The 19,875-nt window shown below is 69.5% G+C and carries 22 protein-coding genes and 5 pseudogenes; 13 read left to right on the plus strand and 14 right to left on the minus strand.

Going from position 1 to position 19,875, the window contains the following annotated elements; translation table 11 throughout:
• Nucleotides 1-255 precede the first annotated feature (255 nt).
• Nucleotides 256-1,131 carry an alpha/beta hydrolase gene (locus tag LP418_RS03485; RefSeq protein ID WP_257955243.1) on the minus strand — a complete coding sequence of 292 codons (876 nt, stop codon included), beginning with the start codon at nucleotides 1,129-1,131 and terminating at the stop codon, nucleotides 256-258.
• A gap of 225 nt (nucleotides 1,132-1,356) precedes the next feature.
• Between LP418_RS03485 and LP418_RS03490 the strand changes: the two genes are divergently transcribed.
• Nucleotides 1,357-1,662, plus strand: a complete 306-nt coding sequence (locus tag LP418_RS03490; RefSeq protein WP_257955244.1) for a GIY-YIG nuclease family protein — start codon at nucleotides 1,357-1,359, stop codon at nucleotides 1,660-1,662.
• Between the two features lie 144 nt (nucleotides 1,663-1,806).
• Here the strand turns inward: LP418_RS03490 and LP418_RS03495 are convergent, their stop codons facing one another.
• The 4 genes and pseudogenes from LP418_RS03495 to LP418_RS32295 form a co-directional block, all read right to left on the minus strand.
• On the minus strand, nucleotides 1,807-2,160 hold the full coding sequence (locus LP418_RS03495; protein WP_257955245.1) for a GNAT family N-acetyltransferase: 354 nt from the start codon (nucleotides 2,158-2,160) through the stop codon (nucleotides 1,807-1,809).
• Between the two features lie 116 nt (nucleotides 2,161-2,276).
• Nucleotides 2,277-4,079 (minus strand): annotated as a pseudogene (gene metG / locus LP418_RS03500) (methionine--tRNA ligase).
• On the minus strand, nucleotides 4,076-4,321 hold the full coding sequence (locus LP418_RS32290; protein ID WP_442940100.1) for a mycothiol-dependent nitroreductase Rv2466c family protein: 246 nt from the start codon (nucleotides 4,319-4,321) through the stop codon (nucleotides 4,076-4,078). The pseudogene metG and the gene LP418_RS32290 overlap by 4 nt, the downstream one beginning before the upstream one ends.
• A 73-nt stretch (nucleotides 4,322-4,394) precedes the next feature.
• Nucleotides 4,395-4,726: pseudogene (locus LP418_RS32295) on the minus strand (DsbA family protein); the annotation flags it as partial.
• Between the two features lie 60 nt (nucleotides 4,727-4,786).
• On the opposite strand from LP418_RS32295, the gene LP418_RS03510 reads away from it, so the two are divergent.
• From LP418_RS03510 to LP418_RS03520, 3 genes and pseudogenes are all read left to right on the plus strand, one after another.
• The gene (locus LP418_RS03510; RefSeq protein ID WP_257955246.1) at nucleotides 4,787-5,677 is read left to right on the plus strand and encodes a M1 family aminopeptidase; all 891 of its coding nucleotides are present in this window, start codon (nucleotides 4,787-4,789) and stop codon (nucleotides 5,675-5,677) included.
• A gap of 44 nt (nucleotides 5,678-5,721) precedes the next feature.
• Nucleotides 5,722-6,060 (plus strand): annotated as a pseudogene (locus tag LP418_RS03515) (M1 family aminopeptidase); the annotation flags it as partial.
• Between the two features lie 460 nt (nucleotides 6,061-6,520).
• Entirely contained in the window at nucleotides 6,521-7,516 is a 996-nt protein-coding gene (locus LP418_RS03520; RefSeq protein ID WP_257955247.1) for an ERAP1-like C-terminal domain-containing protein, read from the plus strand.
• Here LP418_RS03520 and LP418_RS03525 read toward each other — a convergent pair.
• The 3 genes from LP418_RS03525 to LP418_RS03535 are packed head-to-tail and all read right to left on the minus strand — an operon-like array spanning nucleotide 7,449 to nucleotide 8,189.
• Entirely contained in the window at nucleotides 7,449-7,832 is a 384-nt protein-coding gene (locus tag LP418_RS03525) for a DUF5130 domain-containing protein (protein WP_257956885.1), read from the minus strand. The two genes, LP418_RS03520 and LP418_RS03525, sit on opposite strands and share 68 nt — an antisense overlap.
• On the minus strand, nucleotides 7,819-8,007 hold the full coding sequence (locus tag LP418_RS03530) for a hypothetical protein (protein ID WP_257955248.1): 189 nt from the start codon (nucleotides 8,005-8,007) through the stop codon (nucleotides 7,819-7,821). Before LP418_RS03530 ends, LP418_RS03525 begins: the two co-directional genes overlap by 14 nt.
• Nucleotides 7,983-8,189: a hypothetical protein gene (locus LP418_RS03535; protein ID WP_257955249.1), complete on the minus strand. Its 207-nt coding sequence runs from the start codon at nucleotides 8,187-8,189 to the stop codon at nucleotides 7,983-7,985. Before LP418_RS03535 ends, LP418_RS03530 begins: the two co-directional genes overlap by 25 nt.
• 115 nt (nucleotides 8,190-8,304) lie before the next feature.
• On the opposite strand from LP418_RS03535, the gene LP418_RS03540 reads away from it, so the two are divergent.
• Nucleotides 8,305-9,321 carry a mechanosensitive ion channel family protein gene (locus tag LP418_RS03540; RefSeq protein WP_257955250.1) on the plus strand — a complete coding sequence of 339 codons (1,017 nt, stop codon included), beginning with the start codon at nucleotides 8,305-8,307 and terminating at the stop codon, nucleotides 9,319-9,321.
• A 106-nt stretch (nucleotides 9,322-9,427) separates the two neighbouring features.
• Here the strand turns inward: LP418_RS03540 and LP418_RS03545 are convergent, their stop codons facing one another.
• Nucleotides 9,428-9,919, minus strand: coding sequence for an OsmC family peroxiredoxin (locus LP418_RS03545; protein ID WP_442940101.1), 492 nt, complete (start codon nucleotides 9,917-9,919; stop codon nucleotides 9,428-9,430).
• 24 nt (nucleotides 9,920-9,943) lie between these two features.
• Here LP418_RS03545 and LP418_RS03550 point away from each other — a divergent pair, with 24 nt between their 5' ends.
• Nucleotides 9,944-10,318, plus strand: coding sequence for a globin (locus LP418_RS03550; RefSeq protein WP_257955251.1), 375 nt, complete (start codon nucleotides 9,944-9,946; stop codon nucleotides 10,316-10,318).
• A gap of 3 nt (nucleotides 10,319-10,321) precedes the next feature.
• Here the strand turns inward: LP418_RS03550 and LP418_RS30275 are convergent, their stop codons facing one another.
• The 3 genes and pseudogenes from LP418_RS30275 to LP418_RS03565 all read right to left on the minus strand — a co-directional run bounded on the left by LP418_RS30275 (nucleotide 10,322) and on the right by LP418_RS03565 (nucleotide 11,424).
• Nucleotides 10,322-10,930, minus strand: coding sequence for a thioesterase family protein (locus tag LP418_RS30275; RefSeq protein WP_336275897.1), 609 nt, complete (start codon nucleotides 10,928-10,930; stop codon nucleotides 10,322-10,324).
• Nucleotides 10,869-11,174: pseudogene (locus LP418_RS03560) on the minus strand (acyl-CoA thioesterase); the annotation flags it as partial. The pseudogene LP418_RS03560 and the gene LP418_RS30275, both read right to left, overlap by 62 nt.
• Before the next feature lie 70 nt (nucleotides 11,175-11,244).
• Nucleotides 11,245-11,424, minus strand: coding sequence for a hypothetical protein (locus LP418_RS03565; protein ID WP_257955252.1), 180 nt, complete (start codon nucleotides 11,422-11,424; stop codon nucleotides 11,245-11,247).
• Between the two features lie 115 nt (nucleotides 11,425-11,539).
• Between LP418_RS03565 and LP418_RS03570 the strand changes: the two genes are divergently transcribed.
• The 4 genes from LP418_RS03570 to LP418_RS03580 all read left to right on the plus strand — a co-directional run bounded on the left by LP418_RS03570 (nucleotide 11,540) and on the right by LP418_RS03580 (nucleotide 14,032).
• The gene (locus tag LP418_RS03570; protein WP_257955253.1) at nucleotides 11,540-12,142 is read left to right on the plus strand and encodes a TetR/AcrR family transcriptional regulator; all 603 of its coding nucleotides are present in this window, start codon (nucleotides 11,540-11,542) and stop codon (nucleotides 12,140-12,142) included.
• Nucleotides 12,143-12,181: 39 nt separating this feature from the next.
• Complete coding sequence (locus LP418_RS03575; protein WP_336275898.1) at nucleotides 12,182-13,273, plus strand: acetyl-CoA C-acyltransferase; 1,092 nt, start codon at nucleotides 12,182-12,184, stop codon at nucleotides 13,271-13,273.
• A complete protein-coding gene (locus LP418_RS30280) occupies nucleotides 13,246-13,398 on the plus strand; it encodes a hypothetical protein (protein WP_336276013.1) in 153 nt (50 codons plus the stop codon). Before LP418_RS03575 ends, LP418_RS30280 begins: the two co-directional genes overlap by 28 nt.
• A 142-nt stretch (nucleotides 13,399-13,540) precedes the next feature.
• The gene (locus LP418_RS03580; protein WP_257955254.1) at nucleotides 13,541-14,032 is read left to right on the plus strand and encodes a MarR family winged helix-turn-helix transcriptional regulator; all 492 of its coding nucleotides are present in this window, start codon (nucleotides 13,541-13,543) and stop codon (nucleotides 14,030-14,032) included.
• 294 nt (nucleotides 14,033-14,326) lie between these two features.
• Here LP418_RS03580 and ettA read toward each other — a convergent pair whose 3' ends face one another.
• Nucleotides 14,327-16,009 carry an energy-dependent translational throttle protein EttA gene (gene ettA, locus LP418_RS03585; protein WP_257955255.1) on the minus strand — a complete coding sequence of 561 codons (1,683 nt, stop codon included), beginning with the start codon at nucleotides 16,007-16,009 and terminating at the stop codon, nucleotides 14,327-14,329.
• 118 nt (nucleotides 16,010-16,127) lie between these two features.
• Between ettA and LP418_RS03590 the strand changes: the two are divergent.
• From LP418_RS03590 to LP418_RS03600, 3 genes and pseudogenes are all read left to right on the plus strand, one after another.
• Nucleotides 16,128-16,307 (plus strand): annotated as a pseudogene (locus LP418_RS03590) (sigma factor); the annotation flags it as partial.
• A gap of 181 nt (nucleotides 16,308-16,488) precedes the next feature.
• Nucleotides 16,489-16,662 carry an RNA polymerase sigma factor gene (locus LP418_RS03595; protein WP_257955256.1) on the plus strand — a complete coding sequence of 58 codons (174 nt, stop codon included), beginning with the start codon at nucleotides 16,489-16,491 and terminating at the stop codon, nucleotides 16,660-16,662.
• Nucleotides 16,649-17,467: a hypothetical protein gene (locus LP418_RS03600; protein WP_257955257.1), complete on the plus strand. Its 819-nt coding sequence runs from the start codon at nucleotides 16,649-16,651 to the stop codon at nucleotides 17,465-17,467. Before LP418_RS03595 ends, LP418_RS03600 begins: the two co-directional genes overlap by 14 nt.
• 90 nt (nucleotides 17,468-17,557) lie before the next feature.
• Here LP418_RS03600 and ssb read toward each other — a convergent pair whose 3' ends face one another.
• Nucleotides 17,558-19,825, minus strand: a complete 2,268-nt coding sequence (gene ssb / locus LP418_RS03605; protein WP_257955258.1) for a single-stranded DNA-binding protein — start codon at nucleotides 19,823-19,825, stop codon at nucleotides 17,558-17,560.
• Between the last annotated feature and the right edge of the window lie 50 nt (nucleotides 19,826-19,875).

Raw genomic sequence — 19,875 nt, forward strand, 5'->3', positions numbered from 1 at the left:
GCACCCCCGGCTGCAACGCGGCGATCCGACACCGCGACCACATCCAGCCCGCCGGCCTCGACGGGCAGACCACCGCCAGCAACGGCCGGGGCCTCTGCAGAGCGCTGCAACTACCTCAAGGAATCCCCGGGATGGACCAGCTGGGTCGCCGATCCCGGTCAGGCACAGAGACACGAGGTCCACGCAGTCACGGAGCACCTCAGGATCCTGCGATCCACCGCCCCACCGATGCCCGGTGGAGCTGCCACGTACTACTCACGGGTCGAGCTCATGCTCGCCAGCCATTACACGCTGGCGTCCTAGGAACTGGCCACGATCGACAGGTGCTGGTCGATGAACGCGGCGCCCTGCCTCAGGAGCGGCTCGGAGGCGGTGAACTGGGCGTGCCGCCAGAAGCCGTGGCTTTGCCCGAGGCACCTGATGGCGACGGTCTCGACGCCGGTCTCGGCGATGCGCTGCGCCAGCTCTTCCCCCTCGTCGCGGAGCGGGATCGAACTCCGCAGTGGCGACGAAGGTCGGGGGCAGGTGCTCCAGCTGGTCGGAGTGGAGGGGTGCCACATCGGGGTCGTCCCAGTCGGCCCTGTCGGCGTACTGCTCCCAGTACCAGCTCGCCTCCTGAGGTCCGAAGCCGCTCGCCTCGCCGACCTCGTAGGAGTCGAAGCCCGCTGTCGGGTCGAGGAACGGGTAGATCAGGACCACGGCCCGGAACCGCCCGGGGTTGCGCAGGGCACCGACGAGCGCAAGGTTGGCACCCGCGGAGTCGCCGTGGATCGCCCACTCCCCGGGGAGCGCCTGCTGCTCGAGCCAGCCCGGGACGGTGTCGATGTCCTCGATCGCAGCGGGGAACCTGCGCTCGGGAGGCTTGCGGTAGCCGACGCTCAGCACCCGCCTGCGTGACCGGTTGGCCAGCCGCCGGCAGACGCCGTCGTGCACGTCGATGTCGTTGAAGACGAACCCGCCGCCGTGCACGTGCACGATCACGCCGTCCTCCGGGTCGTCCGGTGTGAAGAGCCGGCACGGCACACCGTCCGCGTCCACGTCCCTCGCCTCGGCGACGTCCTCGCGCGGCTGTGCGAGGTTGAAGAGCCGGACCTTCTCCCTGTACGCCGCCGAGGTCGAACCCCTCGGCACGGAAGTCGGGCGTGGAATCAGCCGCGACCGCGGCACGGACCTCGGGATACATGGATCCATCCTGCCGGGCCTTTCCGCTGGTTGAGCAGCGAGGCCGCCCCACGAGCCCAATCCGCCGGTTGAGCAGTGACGAGCGCAGCGAGGAACGTGTCGAAACCAAGGACGCTCGCGCGTTGTCCACAGCTCGCGATTCACCGCTGGCCTTCGCTCAGCGACTTACCAAGGATGAAGACATGCCCCTGGACCTACATCCTCGAATGCGCTGACGGCTCGTTCTACGTCGGCAGCACGGTCGATCTCGAGGCGCGGGTCTGGCAGCACAATGAAGGTGAGGGCGCGGTCTACACGAAGCGAAGGCTGCCGGTCACACTCGCTTGGGCAGCCGAGTTCGAGCGGATCGACGACGCGTTCGCGTTCGAGAAGCAGGTCCGGGGTTGGCGGCGCGAAAAGCGCATGGCCCTCATCGAGGAGCGGTACGACGAGTTGCCGGCGTTGGCGGTCGGGTACTGGCGCAAGCCCTCCGCTGGTTGAGCCTCGGTTTCGACACGGCGCTGGCGCGCCTGCTCAACCAGCGGCACGTCTACGTCCGCTGGTTGAGCAGCGAGGCCGCCCGCGGCCGAGCGTGTCGAAACCAAGGACGCTGCCTCGGTCTCGACACGGCGCTGGCGCGCCTGCTCAACCAGCGGCTGGAGTCAGCTGCTTCTCGAACCACCAACCCGCGTCGGGGTTGCCGTTGTAGTCCTCGATCTCGACGTAGCCGGTCGCGCGGTAGAGCCCCACTGCCGGCGCCATGTCGCGGCCGGTGTCCGGGCGCGCGACGGTCGCACCGAGCGAGACGCCGGCCTCCTCGAGCGCGGTCAGCAGGCGCCGGGCCGGGCCCGCTCCGCGCGCCGACGGATCGACGTACATCCGCTTGATCTCGCAGACCTCGGGCGCGAGCAGGCGCACGCCACCGCACGCGACCGCCTCGTCACCGCGCCAGCCGACGAGCCACGTGCCCAGCGGAGGTGCGAGCTGCGAAGGCGTCACTCCCCCGGCCCAGCCGTGGTTCAGCGTGACCCCGAGCGAGACGAGCTCGGCTTCAGAGCGCCGCCAGCAACCGCGCCGACTCGACCGAGTCGGACGCGGCTGCTCGCAGGACGACCTCAGCCAATCCGGGCCAGCTCTTCCTCGATGATCGAGGGGTCGAGCTTGGTGAAGATCGGCGTCGGCTTCTCGATCTTGGCGCCCACCGTGACCGGCCGGGACTCCCGGGCGGGCGTCGCCGAGTAGTCGCCGGTGATCACCGGGTAGGACAGCAGGCCTGCGCCGTTGTCGGGGTCGAGCTCGTCGACCTGCTCGATGCGCGGCATCGGGACGAACTCGCCCTCGCCACCCGGGGCGAGGTGCACCTTGTTGGCGGCATGGGGCAGGAACGGTGCGAGCAAGGTGTTGCAGTCGCTGACGCACTGTGCCGTGACGTGCAGGACGGTCGAGAGGCGCTCGCGCTGCGACTCGTCCTTCATCTTGAAGGGCTCGGTGGCGGTGATGTACTTGTTCACCTCGCCGACGACGCGCATGGCCTCGGCAGTGGCGGCGCGCAGCCGGTGTCGTCCGAGCAGGCCACCCACCGTGTCGAAGCCGGCGCGCACCGCGGCGAGCACCTCTTCGTCGATCTCTTCGAGCGTGTACGCCGCCGGGATCTCGCCGAAGCTCTTCGCGATCATCGTCGCGGTGCGGTTGACGAGGTTGCCCCAGCCCGCGACCAGCTCGGAGTTGTTCCGGGTCACGAACTCGGCCCGGGTGAAGGCGGCGTCGGAGGTCTCCGGACCGGCGGCGCAGATGAAGTAGCGCAGCGGGTCGGGGCCATGTAGCGAGCCGTGAAGTCGCCGACGTAGAGCACGTGGCCACGGGAGGTCGAGAACTGCTGGTCGCCCATCGTGAGGTATTCCGACGAGACGACCTCGGTGGGCAGGTTGAGCACGCCGTAGTCACCCGGCTCACCGCCCTTCGAGCCGCCGCCGTTGTAGGCGAGCAGCTCGGCCGGCCAGATCTGCGAGTGGAAGACGATGTTGTCCTTGCCCATGAAGTAGTAGGACAGGGCGTCGGGATCGTTCCACCAGTCACGCCACTTGTCGGGCTCACCCAAGCGGCGCGCCCATTCGATGGAGGCCGAGAGATAGCCGATGACCGCGTCGAACCAGACGTAGAGGCGCTTCGTCGGCTGGTCCTCCCAGCCCGGGATCGGGATGCCCCAGTCGATGTCGCGCGTCATCGCCCGCGGGCGGATCTCCTTGAGGATGTTCTGGCTGAACTTGATCACGTTGGGACGCCAGTGCCCCTCGGCCTCACGCTCGTCCAGCCACACCTTCAACGCGTCGGCGAGCGCCGGCAGGTCGAGCAGGAAGTGCTGGGTGTCGACGAAGTTCGGCGTCTCGCCGTTGATCTTCGAGCGCGGATTGATCAGCTCCGTCGCGTCGAGCTGGTTGCCGCAGTTGTCGCACTGGTCGCCCCGCGCATCGCCGTACCCGCAGATCGGGCAGGTGCCCTCGATGTAGCGATCGGGCAGGGTGCGCCCGGTGGACGGGCTGATGGCTGCCTGCGTGGTCTGCTCGACCATGTAGCCGTTGGCCGGGACGGTGCGGAACATCTCCTGCACGACGCCGTAGTGGTTGCCGGTCGTGGTGCGCGTGAAGAGGTCGTAGGACAGGCCGAGATCGGCGAGGTCGGTGACGATGACCGCGTTGTTCTTGTCGGCGAGATCCTTGGCGCTGATGCCCTCCTTGTCGGCCGTGACCGGGATCGGCGTGCCGTGCTCGTCGGTGCCGGAGACCATCAGCACGTCGTGACCGGCCATCCGCATGTACCGACTGAAGACGTCGGAGGGCACACCTGAAACCGGCCACGTGGCCGATGTGGCGCGGGCCGTTGGCATACGGCCGAGCAACTGCGGAGAGAACATGGGTCATGGGGGAATCCTAGTGAGGAGTCGCGACCCGGTTTCACCCGTGCCGATCAGCTGAAGTCGAGCTCCCCGGAGCGGGTGCGCTTGAGCTCGAAGAAGTAGGGGAACTTCGCCACCGCGACGGTGCCGTCCCACAGGTCCGGGGGCGTCCCGGCCACGCGGGATCTTCGTCAGCACGGGGCCGAAGAACGCCGCACCCTCGATGTGGATCGTCGGTGTGCCGACGTCGTCGCCGACGGCGTCCATGCCCTCGTGGTGCGACCTCGGCGACCGCCTCGTCGAGGGACTCGTCGTCCATCGCGTCGACCAGATCGGCGTCCATCCCCGCCTCGGCGAGGGAGTCGACGATCATCTCGCGATCGATGGGGTTCTTCTGCAGGTGGATGCGCTGGCCCATCGCGGTGTAGAGGTCGAGCAGTCGCGCGTTGCCGTGCCGCTCCTCGGCCGCGATGCACACGCGCACCGGACCCCGGGCGGGCTCCAGCATCTTGCAGTAGTCCTCGGGGATGTCGCGGTCCTTGTTGAGGTAGGCCAGCGACATCACGTGCCGGTGACGTCGACGTCGCGCTGCTTCTCGACCTCGAGGATCCACCGAGAGGTGATCCGAGCGAAGGGACAGAGCGGGTCGAACCAGAAGTCGGCTTGGGTCATGTCTCCCCCAACCACCCTGCGGCGAATTGATTCCCACCCGGCTGGTGGCAGGATGCCCGCATGCCCGGAACCAACCTCACCCGGGACGAGGCCGCTACCCGCGCCGCACTCCCGGACGTCACCTCATACGCCATCGATCTTGACCTCACGACCGGGGACAAGACGTTCGCGTCGACCACGACCATCTCCTTCACCAGCCGGGAGGTGGGGGCCGAGACCTTCGCCGATCTCGACGGTGCCGCGGTCCGCTCGATCACGCTCAACGGGCGTGCGCTGGACATCGCTTCGGCGTACGTCGACAGCCGGATCGCCCTCGACGACCTGCAGGCGGCAAACACGCTCGTCGTGACGGCCGACCTCCCCTACTCCAACACCGGCGAGGGCCTGCACCGCTTCGTCGACCCGGCCGACGACCGCGTCTACCTCTACTCCCAGTTCGAGGTCCCCGACGCCCGCCGCGTCTTCACCACCTTCGAGCAGCCCGACCTCAAGTCCGTCTTCACGTTCAACGTCACCGCGCCCAGCCACTGGAAGGTCGTCTCGACCGCGCCCACTCCGGAGCCGAAGGACCTCGGCGACGGCAAGGCCGTCTGGAACTTCCCGGTCACCGAGCGCATGTCGACCTATGTCACCGCCGTCGTCGCGGGTGAGTACCACGAGGTCCTCGACACCTACGAGGGCAAGTTCGGCACCATCCCGCTCGGGCACTACTGCCGCCAGTCGATGGTGGAGCACATGGACACCGACGTGCTCGTCGAGCTGACCGTGCAGAGCTTCGAGTTCTTCGAGGAGAAGTTCGACTTCCCCTACCCGTTCCACAAGTACGACCAGCTCTACGTCCCGGAGTACAACATGGGCGCGATGGAGAACGTCGGCTGCGTGACGCTGCGCGACGAGTACCTCCCCGCTCCCGGCAGCCGCGCTCGTTCTTCGAGTTCCGCGCCTCCGTGATCACCCACGAGATGGCGCACATGTGGTTCGGCGACCTCGTCACCATGAAGTGGTGGGACGACCTGTGGCTCAACGAGTCCTTCGCCGAGTGGGCCTGCTACTGGTGCGAGGCCGAGGCGACGGAATACACCGATGCCCGGACCGGCTTCGCCAACGCCCGCAAGCAGACCGGCTACCGCGCCGACCAGCTCCCCTCGACGCACCCGATCGCGGCCGACAACGTCGACCTGCACGCGGTCGAGGTCAACTTCGACATGATCACCTACGCCAAGGGCGCCTCGGTGCTCAAGCAGCTCGTCGCGTGGGTCGGCCCGGACGCCTTCGTCGAGGGCATCCGGCAGTACTTCAAGGACCACGCCTTCGGCAACACCGAGTTCTCCGACCTCCTCGTCGCCCTCGAGAAGGCATCGGGTCGCGAGCTTTCGAGCTGGGCCGAGGAGTGGCTGCAGACCGCCGGTGTGAACACCCTCGCCCCGGTCTTCGAGCTCGACGCCGACGGCAGCTACTCGTCCTTCTCGGTCGCCCAGACCGCCCACGCTGACTGGCCGACGCTGCGTCGCCACCGTCTCGGGATCGGCCTGTACGACGAGGTGGACGGTCGCCTCGTCCGTCGCGACTACCTCGAGGTCGACGTCGAGGGAGCGTCCACCCCTGTCGCTGAACTGGTAGGCAGGACGCAGCCCGCGCTGCTGCTGCTCAACGACGAGGACCACGCCTACGCCAAGATCCGCCTCGACGAGCGCTCGCTCGCCACGGTGATCGCCGGCCTGTCCAAGCTCGACGACTCGCTGGCCCGCGCCCTCGTCTGGGGCGCCGCCCGGGGACATGACCCGCGACGCCGAGATGGCCACCACCGACTGGGTCCGCCTCGTGCTGGCCAACATCGGGTCCGAGACCGACGCCCGGGGCGTCACCCGGATCCCGATGATGGCCGCGACCGCCATCGCCCGCTACAGCGACCCCGCGCAGCGCGAGGAGCTCAAGGCCGAGTGGGAGCGCGGGATCCGTCAGCTGATGCTTGACGCCGAGCCCGGCAGCGACCAGCAGCTCACGTTCGCCCGCTGCTACGCCGGGTGTGCGCCGAGCAACGCCCGCCGGGACCACACGATCGGCTCCGACGCGGTTCTCGACGAGCTCGAGGCGTTCCTCGACGGGTCCTTCACGGTGGAGGGACTCGCCGTCGACCAGCACTTCCGCTGGGCGCTGATCACCGCGCTGGCCAAGGCCGGGCGCTACGGCGACGCCGAGATCGACGCCGAGCTCGCCCGTGACAACACGATCGAGGGCCGGGAGAAGGCAGCGGGCGCTCGCGTCGCCCAGCCCACGGCCGAGGCCAAGGCCACCGGATGGGACCTCATCCCGGACCCGGCGACGCCCAACGAGACCTCGCTCCAGATCGTGCTCTCGATCTTCCGCTCGGAGCAGGACGAGGTCGTGGCGCCGTACGTCGAGAAATTCCTCGACGCGACCGACACCGTGATCGACACCCCTCGGGTTCCACAAGGCCTCGAAGCTGCTCGAGTACGGCTTCCCGCTCGCCGTGGGCTCTCCCGAGGTGGTCTCCCGCCTCGACGAGAGGCTGGCCGACAACACGGCTCCCAAGGGCGCTCAGCGCTTCGTGGCCGAGGCCCGCGACGACATCGCCCGTGCCCCGGCTGCTCAGGCCCGCGACGCCCAGCGCTAGCCCCAACAGCCGAGTCGGCGCAAACCAACGGCCGAGTCGGCGCAAGTTGCGCCGACTCGGCGTGCAACTTGCGCCGACTCGGCGGGTTCAGACGCTGGCGTGCAGGGTGTTCTGCGGGCGGGCGTGCTCGGCGAGCATCGCGATGCCGCGCTTGAGGCCGCCCACGAAGTCGTCGGCCGCGAAGTCGGTCTGCATGGCGAGGATCGACAGCTCGACCTCGCGGTCGGTGAGGTGACGACGCACCTCGGTGCCGGTCACGATGTCGATCACACGCGCGGTGGGGTCGACCATCACCAGCAGGCTGTGGGTGGGCGCGACGAGCGAGGCGTGCAGGCGCCGGGCGTAGGCCCGGGTGTCACCCTCGGCGGCGCCGATGAAGACGGAGAACTCGAAGCGGCACGACTGCTCGGCCGCGCGGATGGCCTTGTCGAGCTCGGCGCGATCGCGCGAGCTCAGGTCACCAGCTGCCATGAGCTCCACCGGTCTCACTCGACTCGGTGTCGCCGGAGGCGAGCTCCTTGGAGTGGCGTGGCCCACCGATCCACTGGCTCTCGACGCTGCCACCGGTCGGCGAGACGTCCTCGCCGCGGACCAGCGCGGGGATGTAGACCGCCAGCCCGATCAGCACGAAGATGAGCACGGGCACGCCGCCGAGCAGCAGCAGCGCTTCCGAGCGAGTCGACGTCCGTACAGGGTGGTCCAGCCGTCGGCCGCTTCTGCGTGGGCCGGAGTGGCGAGAAGTGCGATGCCCAGCGCGACGAGCGGCAGGCTGGCGCGGGCGGTGAACCGGGCAGTGGTCGAGAGCGCGGGCGTGATCACGAGGGACACGATATCCGCTCCCCCACCCGACCCGCGCCGCGGCTGAGGTCGACTCGCTCACACTGGCCGCGATGACGCGGCCGGGCGACTTGGGTTCGGCTGCGGAGTCGCCATACTGGCGGGCATGCTTTCGCTCTCCGACACCTGCGCCGACGGCGAAGACATCTGTGACTGGGTCCTGAGGGAGACCGGCGACCAGCGGCTCGCCACGATCTCCGACTGGTTCGTCGGCAAGCCCTTCGCCCTGCTCGGCTCGGCCCTGCTCGGACTGGTCGTCCGCTGGCTGCTGCACCGCCTGATCGACCGCGTGGTGCGGCGTGCGGCGGCCGGCGGGCTCTCCGGATCGATGAGCCGCGTCCCGTTCGGCGGCCGCATGAGCGAGGCCTTCGCCCGGGCCGAGGCGGCCGGCGCCGGTCGTCGTGTCCAGCGGGCCCAGACGATGGGCAGCCTGCTCAAGAGCATCGTCACCGGCGTCGTCGTCGCGGTCACCGTCACGATGATGCTCAGCGAGCTCGGCGCCAACATCGGCCCGGTCATCGCCAGCGCCGGCATCATCGGTGTCGCCCTCGGCTTCGGCGCCCAGAGCCCGGTCAAGGACTTCCTCTCGGGCATCTTCATGATCTTCGAGGACCAGTACGGCGTCGGCGACGTCGTCGACCCGGGCGAGGCGAGCGGCACGGTCGAGGCCGTCAGCCTGCGCGTCACCCGGCTGCGTGACGTCAACGGCACGGTCTGGTACGTCCGCAACGGCGAGATCGTCCGCGTCGGCAACATGAGCCAGAACTGGGCGCGCACCGTTCTCGACATCGCGGTCGGGTACGCCGAGGACCCGGCGCGCGTCCGACGCGTGCTGCAGGAGGTCGCGCACGAGCTCTGGGAGGACGAGGAGTTCAAGGGACTCGTCATCGAGGAGCCGGAGGTCTGGGGCGTCGAGCAGCTCGGCATCGACGGCGTGACCGTGCGCGTCACCCTCAAGACCGCCCCGATGGAGCAGTGGGCCGTGGCTCGCGCGATGCGCGAGCGGATCAAGGCTCGCTTCGACCACGAGGGCATCGAGATGCCGTTCCCCCAACGGGTCGTCTGGCACCGGTCCCCTCCCGAAGCCGGGGATGCCGGCGCCGTACCGGCGGAAGACAACTGACCCGCCCGAAAGCATCCGGGCGGGCCAGACCTCCCCTTGCCGCAAGCGGCTGCGGGGCTCGCACCGGTCCTCCCGCCCCGACGACGTCGGGTCCGAGGACCCCTGCTCAGGCGAGTGCCGCGTCCAGCGTGATCGGCACGGAGAGCGCCTGCGAGACCGGGCAGCCGGCCTTCGCTTCCTCGGCGAGCGCGACGAACTTCTCGTTGTCGAGGCCCTCGACGACGCCACGCACGGTCAGCTTGATGCCGGTGATGCCGGTGCCGGGCGTGAAGTCGACGGCGGCCGTGGTGTCGAGCGAGGTCGCGGGGGTCTCGTTCTTGGCCGGGCCGTTGGAGAAGGCCATCGAGAAGCACGACGAGTGCGCCGCGGCGATCAGCTCCTCTGGGCTGGTCTTTCCGTTGGCCTCCTCGGCTCGCGAAGGCCAGTTCACGTCGAAGGTGCCGAGGCCCGACGAATCGAGGGTGACCTTGCCGGCGCCCTCGAAGAGGGTGCCTTCCCAGTGGGTGCTCTGCAGTGCGGGTGGTGGGCATGAGTGCTCCTTGTGGCTGGGGACAGAGTCTGCGCCCCCGAGTCTTCCACGCCCGCCCGACCGAGCCATCCCCCCGCACGACACAATGGCGAGGTGAGCACCTTCTACGACGAGATCGGCGGCGAGGCGACGATTCGCCAGATCGTGCACACGTTCTACGAGGGCGTGGCCGACGACCCGCTGCTGCGCCCGCTCTATCCCGAGGAGGACCTCGGTCCGGCCGAGGAGCGGTTCGCGCTGTTCCTCATGCAGTACTGGGGCGGTCCGACGACGTACGGCGACACGCGGGGCCACCCCCGGCTACGCATGCGGCACGCGCCCTTCGCGGTGACGCCCGCCGCGGCGGAGCGCTGGCTGGTGCACTTCCGCGAGGGCCTCGACAAGGCGGCGCTGACACCGGCGCAGGACGAGCAGTTCTGGGGCTACGTCACGCACGCCGCGCAGTTCATGGTCAACACCCCGGAGTGACGTTCAGGCCTTGACGACGGCCAGCATCGCTTCGCGGTACGCCGCCGGCGGCTCGATCGAGCGTTGGGTCTCGGAGTCGAAGCAGACCAGCACGACGCGCGCCCGCGACAGCAGGGTCTCGCCGTCGCGGATCTCCGACTCGATCGTGAACGACTTCGTGCCCACGTGCGTGATCCGCGAGTGGACGTCGTAGGGCTCGAGCCGGAAGAGGATCGGCACCTTGTAGTCGACGTCGGTCTGGGCGACGACCACGTGGAAGCCTGCCTCGGGCAGCGAGCGGCCGAGCCGCTCCATCATCGGGATCCGAGACTCCCGGAAGTACTCGAAGTACTTCACGTTGTTGACGTGGCCGTAGACGTCCACGTCGGAGAAGCGCACGTGCAGCGGGTAGTGGCCGGGCTCCCGGGGATCGACCGGCGCGATCTTCGGCGACGCCGGGAGCGGGTCCTCGAGGAAGACGGCGAGCGCGTCCTTCTCCGCGGGGCTCAGCCGCCGGGGGGCGCTCGGTCGCGAAGACGTACGGCGTGAGCACGGTGCTCGCCCGGAGGTGGACGACGCGCCCGTCCGGGGTCTCGTCGAAGATCTCGTAGGCCATGGTGAAGCTGGCCGCACGGATCTCGGTGACCCAGCACTCGATGCTGATGGGTCGGAAGCGGAAGGTCAGCGGGGCCGGGTAGCTCACCTCGTGGCGGACGACCACGACACCCTCGGCGAGGTCCTCGCCGCCCTGCCCGTCCTCACCCCGGCGGACCGCCGGGCCGTGGCTGCGCATCATGTCGACGCGGGCTTCCTGCAGGTAGTCGACATAGACGACGTTGTTCACGTGGCCGAGCAGGTCGAGGTCGGCCCAGCGCATCGGGCACTGATAGAGGTGGCGCACGCCTCGATGGTGTCAGAGCGGCGTCACCCGCGACGTCGGGAGGGCATCAGTGGGCGCCGAGGAGGTTCCCGTAGTAGGTCGGGATCGACTCGTGGCAAGCGACGCGCACCTTGCGGTTGCTGGCGAAGAACTCGGTGCCGGCACCGAGGGCCAGCAGCGCGGCGAGGCCGGCGACCGCGAGCACGGCGAAGACGATCGGGTTGGCGTTGATCAGTTCGAAGCTCATGATGAGTCCTTTCTACGTCTGTAGAATCTCTACATGTGTAGAAGGTACGCTCGCCCGGCGTCCGGCGCAAGTCGGTCGGTAGTGTCGTGCCTCACCTCGTCCCGAAAGGCCCCCCTTGTCCATCGCCCCCCGGCCGCCCCCGGAGCTCTCGGCCCGTCGCCGACAGATCCTCGACGCCGCCGTGACGGTGCTGGCCACGCAGGGATGGCGCGGTCTCACGCATCGCGCCATCGACCGGGCGGCCGGCCTGCCGGAGGGCTCGAGCTCCGCCTATTACCGCTCGCGCAGCGCCCTGCAGGCCGCGATGGCGGAGTACGTCGTGTGGCAGCTCGCCGCCGATGTCGAGACCCCGGCCGCGGAGCTGGACCAGCAGCCCGGCGACCACGACCACGCCGTCGCGGCCACCAGCGCCACCTTCCGGCGCTGGCTCGAGGAGTCCGACCTGCTCACCGCGCGGCTCGAGCTCACGCTGGCGGCGGCCCGCGACGACGACCTCGCGGTGCAGTTGCGTGATTCCCGGCAGAGCCTCACCACGATCGTCGACGACATCATGGACCGCGGCGGGCACGCCCACTCCGGAGCCGTGTCCGCGACCATCGTGGCGGCGCTCGACGGCGTACTGATCTCCGCGCTGCTCCGCCCTGCCGCCCAGCGCGCGGCCTTCGTCGCGGACAGCCCGGACCTGCTCCTCGGATCGCTGGTCGAGGGCCTAGGGTGAAACAGCATCCCCACCAGACTTGAGAATCGGAGTTCTTCCATGCCCGAGGCAGTGATCGTTTCCGTCGCCCGCTCCCCCATCGGTCGAGCCAACAAGGGCTCCCTCAAGGACTTCCGTCCCGACGACCTGACCGCGTTCATCGTCAAGACGGCGCTCGACAAGATCCCCGCCCTCGACCGCAAGACCGTCGACGACCTCTACCTCGGGTGCGGCCTGCCCGGTGGCGAGATGGGCAACAACATGGGCCGCATCGTCAACGTCCTCAACGACATGGACGAGGTCCCGGGCGCGACGATCACCCGCTACTGCGCCTCCTCCGTGCAGACCACCCGGATGGCCTTCCACGCCATCAAGGCCGGCGAGGGAGACATCTTCATCTCCGCCGGCGTCGAGACGGTCTCGCGGTTCGCCAAGGGCACCTCCGACCACATCCCCGGCACGCGCAACGAGGTCTTCACCGACGCGGAGGCCCGCACCGCCAAGCTCGCCGAGGGCGGCCGGGACTGGCACGACCCGCGCGAGGACGGTTCGCTCCCCGACGCCTACATCGCGATGGGCCAGACCGCGGAGAACGTCGCGCGCATGCGCGGGCTCGACTGCAAGGAGCTCGACGAGTTCGCGGTCCGCTCGCAGAACCTCGCCGAGAAGGCGATCAACGACGGCTTCTGGGCCCGCGAGATCACCCCGGTCACGACTCCCGACGGCACGGTCGTGTCGGCCGACGACGGCCCACGCGCCGGTGTCACCTACGACGCGCTCGCCGGACTCCAGCCGGTGTTCCGACCCGACGGCGTCGTGACCGCCGGCAACTGCTGCGCGCTCAACGACGGTGCCGCCGCCGTCGTCATCATGTCCGACACCAAGGCCGCCGAGCTCGGCCTCAAGCCCGCTGGCCCGCATCGTGTCCACCGGCGTCTCCGGCCTCTCCCCCGAGATCATGGGCCTCGGCCCGGTCGAGGCGACCAAGCGTGCGCTCGCCAACGCCAACATGAGCATCGGCGACATCGACCAGTCGAGATCAACGAGGCCTTCGCCGCCCGGTCGTCCCGTCCTACCGGGACCTCGGCATCGACCCGGACCGCCTCAACGTCAACGGTGGCGCCATCGCCGTCGGCCACCCGTTCGGCATGACGGGGGCTCGCCTGCAGAACACCCTGATCAACTCGCTGGACTGGCACGACAAGTCCACCGGCCTGATCACGATGTGCGTGGGCGGTGGCCGGGGCATGGCGCTGATCCTCGAGCGCCCGGCCTAGAACCTGCCTTCCGCCCGCGGGGCCGTGTCGCAACACAATGGTCACGGTCCGCGGGTCAAGGCACGGTTCACCCGTGCCGCTGGATACTCTCGTGGGACCACCTGCTCCGCAGGAGTGGCGCCACACACGGGAGACGACGCTGATGACCACTGAGTCTCAAGAGCCACGCTGGCTCGACGAAGCCCAGCAGCGTTCCTGGCGAGCCCTCGTCATCGGCACCACGCTGCTGATGGACCGGCTCGACGACGACCTGCGTCAGGGCTTCAACATCTCGCTCACGGAGTACGAGATCTCGGTGCGGCTCTCCGAGCGCCCCGGCCGCTTCATGCGGATGGCCCAGCTCGCCGATGCCCCGGCCCATTCCCGCAGCCGTGTCACCCACACGATCGACCGGATGGAGAAGGCCGGCTACGTCGTGCGCGGCAGCACTCCCGAGGACGGACGCGGCATCGTGGCGACCATGACCGACAAGGGCTTCGCGCTCCTCGAGGAGGCCGCCCCGATGCACGTCGAGGGCGTGCGGTCCTACCTCGTCGACGTCGCCGCACCCGATGACTTCGTCGCCCTCGGCCGCGCGATGGACGCCGTCACCGACCAGCTCATCGCCGGACACCCGGAGATGGAGATCCGCTGACGCTCGCCCCGCCCGGCAGGTTCGTCGGCGCCGTACGACTCTCACCGACCAGCGGTGCGTCACCCACATTCCGTACGGCGATCTAGTGGCTGTGCCACCGCCGGCCGGCGCGTCGCCGCTACGACCCACCTGTGGCGGTGCGTCAGCCACATTTCGTGACCCGAAAATGTGGCTCAGTCACCGCTGGAGCACGGGCTGGCGGGTCGCTGAGAATCAGGATAGTCCGTGACGAACGGACCCTCGAATCCTCAGATCCGGGGTCCGTCCGTCACGGACTTTCGAAAGACTTGCGAGTCAGTCGCGGGTGAGGCGGCGGTGCGTCACACGGTGCGGGCGGGCCGCCTCGACGCCGAGGCGCTCGATCTTGTTCTCCTCGTAGGACGCGAAGTTGCCCTCGAACCAGAACCACTTGGCGGGGTCCTCGTCGTCGCCCTCCCACGCCGGGATGTGCGTCGCGACCCGGTCCAGGAACCACCGGTCGTGGGACGTGACCACGGCGCAGCCGGGGTAGTCGAGCAGCGCGTCCTCGAGGGCCGAGAGGGTCTCGACGTCCGTGTCGTTGGTGGGCTCGTCGAGGAGCAGCACGTTGCCGCCCTGCTTGAGGGTCAGCGCCGGGTTGAGGCGGTTGCGCTCACCACCGGAGAGCACGCCGGCCTTCTTCTGCTGGTCCGGGCCCTTGAAGCCGAACGAGGCGACGTACGCCCGCGAGTTCATCTCGAAGTTGGCGACCTTGATGAAGTCCGGGCCGTCGGAGACGACCTCCCAGACGTTCTTGGTGGGGTCGATGCCGCCACGGCTCTGGTCGACGTAGGACAGCTTCACCGTCTGGCCCACGACGAGCTCGCCGCTGTCGGGCTTCTCGTCACCGGTGATCATCCGGAAGAGCGTCGTCTTGCCGACACCGTTGGGACCGACGATGCCGACGATGCCGGCGCGCGGCAGCGTGAAGGAGATGTCGTTCCACAGGGTGCGGCCCTCGAAGCCCTTCACCGGGTGACGGCCCTCGAGCACGATGTCACCGAGGCGCGGGCCCGGCGGGATGTTGATGTCGGCGGTGTCGATCTTGCGGGCCTTGTCGGCCTCGTTGGCCATCTCCTCGTAGCGAGCAAGTCGCGACTTGGACTTGGTCTGGCGCGCCTTGGCGTTGGAGCGCACCCACTCGAGTTCCTTCTCGAGCATCTTGGCGCGCTTGACGTCCTTCTGGCCCTCGATCTTGAGGCGTTCCTTCTTGGTCTCGAGGTAGGTCGTGTAGTTGCCCTCGTAGGGGTGCGTCTTGCCCCGGTCGAGCTCGAGGATCCACTCGGCGACGTTGTCGAGGAAGTAGCGGTCGTGGGTGATGGCCGGGACGGCGCCGGGGTAGTCCTTGAGGTGACCCTCCAGCCACTGCACCGACTCGGCGTCGAGGTGGTTGGTGGGCTCGTCGAGGAGCAGCAGGTCGGGCTGCTGGAGCAGCAGCTTGCACAGCGCGACGCGTCGACGCTCACCACCGGAGAGGGTGTCGACGATGGCGTCCGGCGGCGGGCAGCGCAGCGCGTCCATCGCCTGATCGAGGCGGCTGTCGAGGTCCCGGGCGCTGGCGTGGTCGAGGTCGGTCTGCAGGTCGCCCATCTCGGCGAGCAGCGTGTCGAAGTCGGCGTCGGGGTCGGCCATCAGCTCGGAGATCTCGTTGTAGCGGTTGAGCTTGCCCTTGATCTCGCCGACGGCCTCCTCGACGTTCTCCGGGACCGTCTTGCCCTCGGTCAGTGGCGGCTCCTGCTGGAGCATGCCGACGGAGGCGCCGGGGTCGAGGATCGCGTCGCCGTTGTTGGCCTTGTCGAGGCCGGCCATGATCTTGAACAGCGACGACTTGCCCGTGCCGTTGGGGCCGACGACACCGATCTTGGCGCCGTGCAGGAAGGAGAGGGTGACGTTGTCGAGGACGACCTTGTCGCCGTGGGCCTTGCGCACGTTGCGCAGGGTAAAAACGTATTCAGCCATGGCCCGGAGCCTACGGGTCTGAGCGTCCTCACCGACAACCGGCAGACTTTGAGACCTGTACGGCGATCGCCGCGTCCTTGAGGTGTGGGAGCGACCCACACGGACCACAGGAGGCCACATGCGCGACTCCCCGTCTACCGACGAGGACTTCACGGCGTTCGTCGCAGCCCGATCCCCGGCCCTCTACCGCAGCGCCCGGTTGCTGACGACCAGTGCGCCGGCGGCCGAGGACCTCGTGCAGTCGGCACTGGCCAAGGCCTACGTGCACTGGCGCAAGGTGCAGACCGCCGACGATCCCGCCGCCTACGTGCACGGAATCGTCCTCAAGACCTTCCTCAGCGACCGGCGTCGACGCAGCAGCGGTGAGATCCCGGTCGACGCCACTCCGGACCGCCCGAGCATCGACCGCGACCCGACCGAACGGCTCGCGCTGATGGCCGCCCCGGGGCAGGCTGGCGCCTCTCGATCGAGCGGTCGTGGTGCTGCGCTACTGGGAGGACCGCTCGGTCGAGGAGACAGCGCACGCCCTCCACCTCTCCCCCGCCGCGGTCAAGAACCGCGCGATGCGCGCCCTCGCCCGGTTGCGCCAGACCCTCACCGATCCCGAGCTCCACGAGCTCGCCAGCACGGAGGCACGCCATGACTCACACTGACGAACTGCTCGACCCCCACGAGGCCGAGCTGCGCGACCTGCTCGAGCGCACCATGAACGACACGACGGCGCCGCTCGAGATCGGGCCGCACGCCCTGCGGCAGGGCCGCCGACTCCGCACCCGGCGTCGCCTCGGCATCGCGGCCGGCGCCGTGGCGGCCGGCACCGTGGTCGCGCTCGTCCTGCCCACGGCACTGGGCAGCGGCACGACGGCCATCGATCCGGCGGGCGCCCCGTCGAGCTCGGCCAGCGAGCAGAGTCCGGAACCGCCGACGGCCGAGGTCCCCGAGGGGTGGTGGTCCATCCCTTCCACCGAAATGATCTCGACGGTCGAGGCGATCTTGCCCGACGGCGTGACCGTCACCTCCCCCGGCCCGCTCACGCTCGACGGCCCGGAGGACGGATTCATCAACGCATTCGTGACGGGTCCGGATGGCCCCGGCCGACTCCACATGGTGCTCCTCGGGGGCGACGAGTCGAGTCCACTGATCCCACCGGGCGCAGACCGGGCTGGCACCGGCGACCTCATGTCCCGCGTCGTCCGCTGCAGTGCGGAGGCCACCGCTGACGACAAGTGCATCGAGCTCACCAACGACGCCGGGGCGATCATCGGCCGGCGACTGATCAGCCACTACGGTGATGTGGTCATGAACCGGGTGACGCTTCTGCGCGGCGATGGCATGGTCTACGCCGCCGTGACCAACACCCTCGACGACCAGCCCGGCCCAGATTCGACCGCATCCGGGGAGACTCCGCCCCTCACCCTCGACCAGCTCGAGGACCCGGTCGCCAACGACACTGGGTGATGCCCGCGACCTGAGGCGCCCCGGCCGACCGTGTGGATCTGGTGTCACCGGCTGCACCAGATCCACACGGTCGTCGGCGTCGGGTCGGTCTCAGGCCGCGTCCGCGGCGGCAACCTCGGCGGCGGGCGCTGCCGGCTGGTCGACCGACGCCACGGGCTGCTCGCCCAACGGCACGGCCCGGGGATCGGTCGCGGACTGGCTCGGCTGCTCCCGGCTCCACTGCGGCTGGGGCGCGACCGACTGGACCATCTCGGGTCGGACCGGCTTGGTGAAGACAGCCGTCCCCCGCGACAGGTCGTGCCCGACCGACGTGGCGGTGATCACCAGCTGGGTGTTGGTGGTGCCGTCCTCCTTGGTCCACACGTCGGCTTCGAGCTTGCCGTGCACGACCACGGGGTCACCGCGCTTGATCGACCCGTGGACGTTGTCGGCGAGCCGGCGCCGAGCTCGGATGGAGTACCACGTGGTCGCGCCGTCCTCCCACTGGTTGTTGCGGAACTTGCGCGACGTCGTCGCCACCCGGAAGTTGGCCACGGGCGCACCGCCGGGGACCTCCCGGAGCGAGACGTCGGAGCCGACCCAACCGGTCAGCGTGATGTAGGTGTCGTTCATGAGAAGTGCCTTCCTCGCTGTCGAGGACGGCGTGTCCGCCCTCGACACCAAGAGTGCGGCGAGGCACGGACACCGACGCTGCGGCGTACGAAATCCTGTGGACGACCGTGAAGGCGAGGGACCCTGTGGAGAAGAAGTGGCCCGCGACCGGCCTACTTCAGTGCGATCGCCGGAGCCGTCGCGCATCGTGGAATAGGCCTCGAGCTCGGCTCGCATCGGTTGGACCACGATCTCCTCGGAGACCGACGAGATCGCGTCGCGCAGCCGCTTGTCGGCCACGCGTCCGCGACGTCGCGCCGTCATCGACACCAGCACCCGGCACAGCAGCGCGAGCAGCACCCCGAGCGCTATCCCGCCCAGCAGGAGCAGCGTGGGGACCGGGAAGCCACCCACCTCGGGTGTCGGCGGTTCGGGCAGCCGGGCGTAGGCGCCGAACGCCAGCAGCGCCAGCCATCCGCCACCGACGACGGCGGCGATGATCAGCAGCCACTGCAGGACGCGCACCGGGCCGGCCCACATCGGGATCCTGTCGGCACCCGGGTCGGTGGCCGCGACGGCCCGGTCGAGCCGGTCGCCGAGGTCGGGCAGGCGGGAGACCGACGCCGTGCGGATCGCGGTGACCCGGGGCTGGCCCATGCCGTCGGACACTCGGTCGGCCAGCGCGCGCACCTCGGTGTCGACCCGGGCCTTCTGCACACCGGTCGCCTTCGGCACGGACGTCCGGGCCGCGCCGGTGAGCTGCTTGCCGGCGGCACCGAGGTCGAGGTGGAGTCGCTTGAGCGGGTCGGGCTTGAGCCGGGAGAACCACGCCGTCACCGGCCAGCCGGTGGCGCGGTTGGCGCGGATGCGGGTCGAGTCCTCGACGGCCTTGACGACCGTCGGCACCCCGGCCGCGTCGGCGAACGCGTCATCCAGCGCGGCGACCCGTTCGGTCGACAGCGAGCGCACCGTGGCGGTGCCGGAGGCGGCCCGGAGGCGCTCGGCGGCGGCGCGAACGTCGGCACCGAGCCGGGCCCGGGTCGCCTTCTTCTCGGCCACCCGCTTGGCGATCTGCTTCTTGAGCTCGTCGATCCCCCAGCCGTGGCGGGCACTGATGGGCAGCACCGGGACACCGTCGAGTCCGTCGGCGTCCAGCAGGCGGCGTACGTCCGCGACCATGCCGTCACGACGCGCCTCGGGCACGGTGTCGATGTGGTTGAGGACGACCAGCATCACGTCCTTGTGGGACGCGAGCGGCGCGAGGTAGCGGTCGTGGATCGCGGCGTCGGCATACTTCTGCGGGTCCGGGACCCAGACGAACATGTCGGCGAGCCGCACGAGCCGGTCGACCTCGAGGTGGTGCGAGACCTCCGTCGAGTCGTGGTCGGGCAGGTCGAGGAGCACGACACCGGCCGGGGCGTTGTCCTCCTTGCCCGTGGACAGCATGGAGTCGCGAGTGACCCGGTGGCGGGCCGGGATGCCGAGCCACCCGGGAGCTCCTCGGCGCCGTCGCGGCCCCACACGCAGGCCGTCGCCCACGAGGTCGTCGGCCGGCGGACGCCGACGGCCGACAGCTCGAGCTCGGCCAGCGCGTTGAAGGTCGACGACTTGCCCGAGCCCGTGGCCCCGGCGAGCGCGACCACCGTGTGCTCGGCCGACAGCTTCAGGCGACCGGCGGCACGGTCGACGACGGAACGGGCATCGTCGATGAGCGCGGAGTCGACACGCCCCCCGGGCGGCGTCGACTGCCTGTTCGAGACCCTGCACACGGGTCCCGATCTCAGAACTCCGCGAGACGAGCTTTTGGCCCCCTCGAG

This window comes from Nocardioides sp. B-3, assembly GCF_024703895.1.
Lineage (GTDB): Bacteria > Actinomycetota > Actinomycetes > Propionibacteriales > Nocardioidaceae > Nocardioides.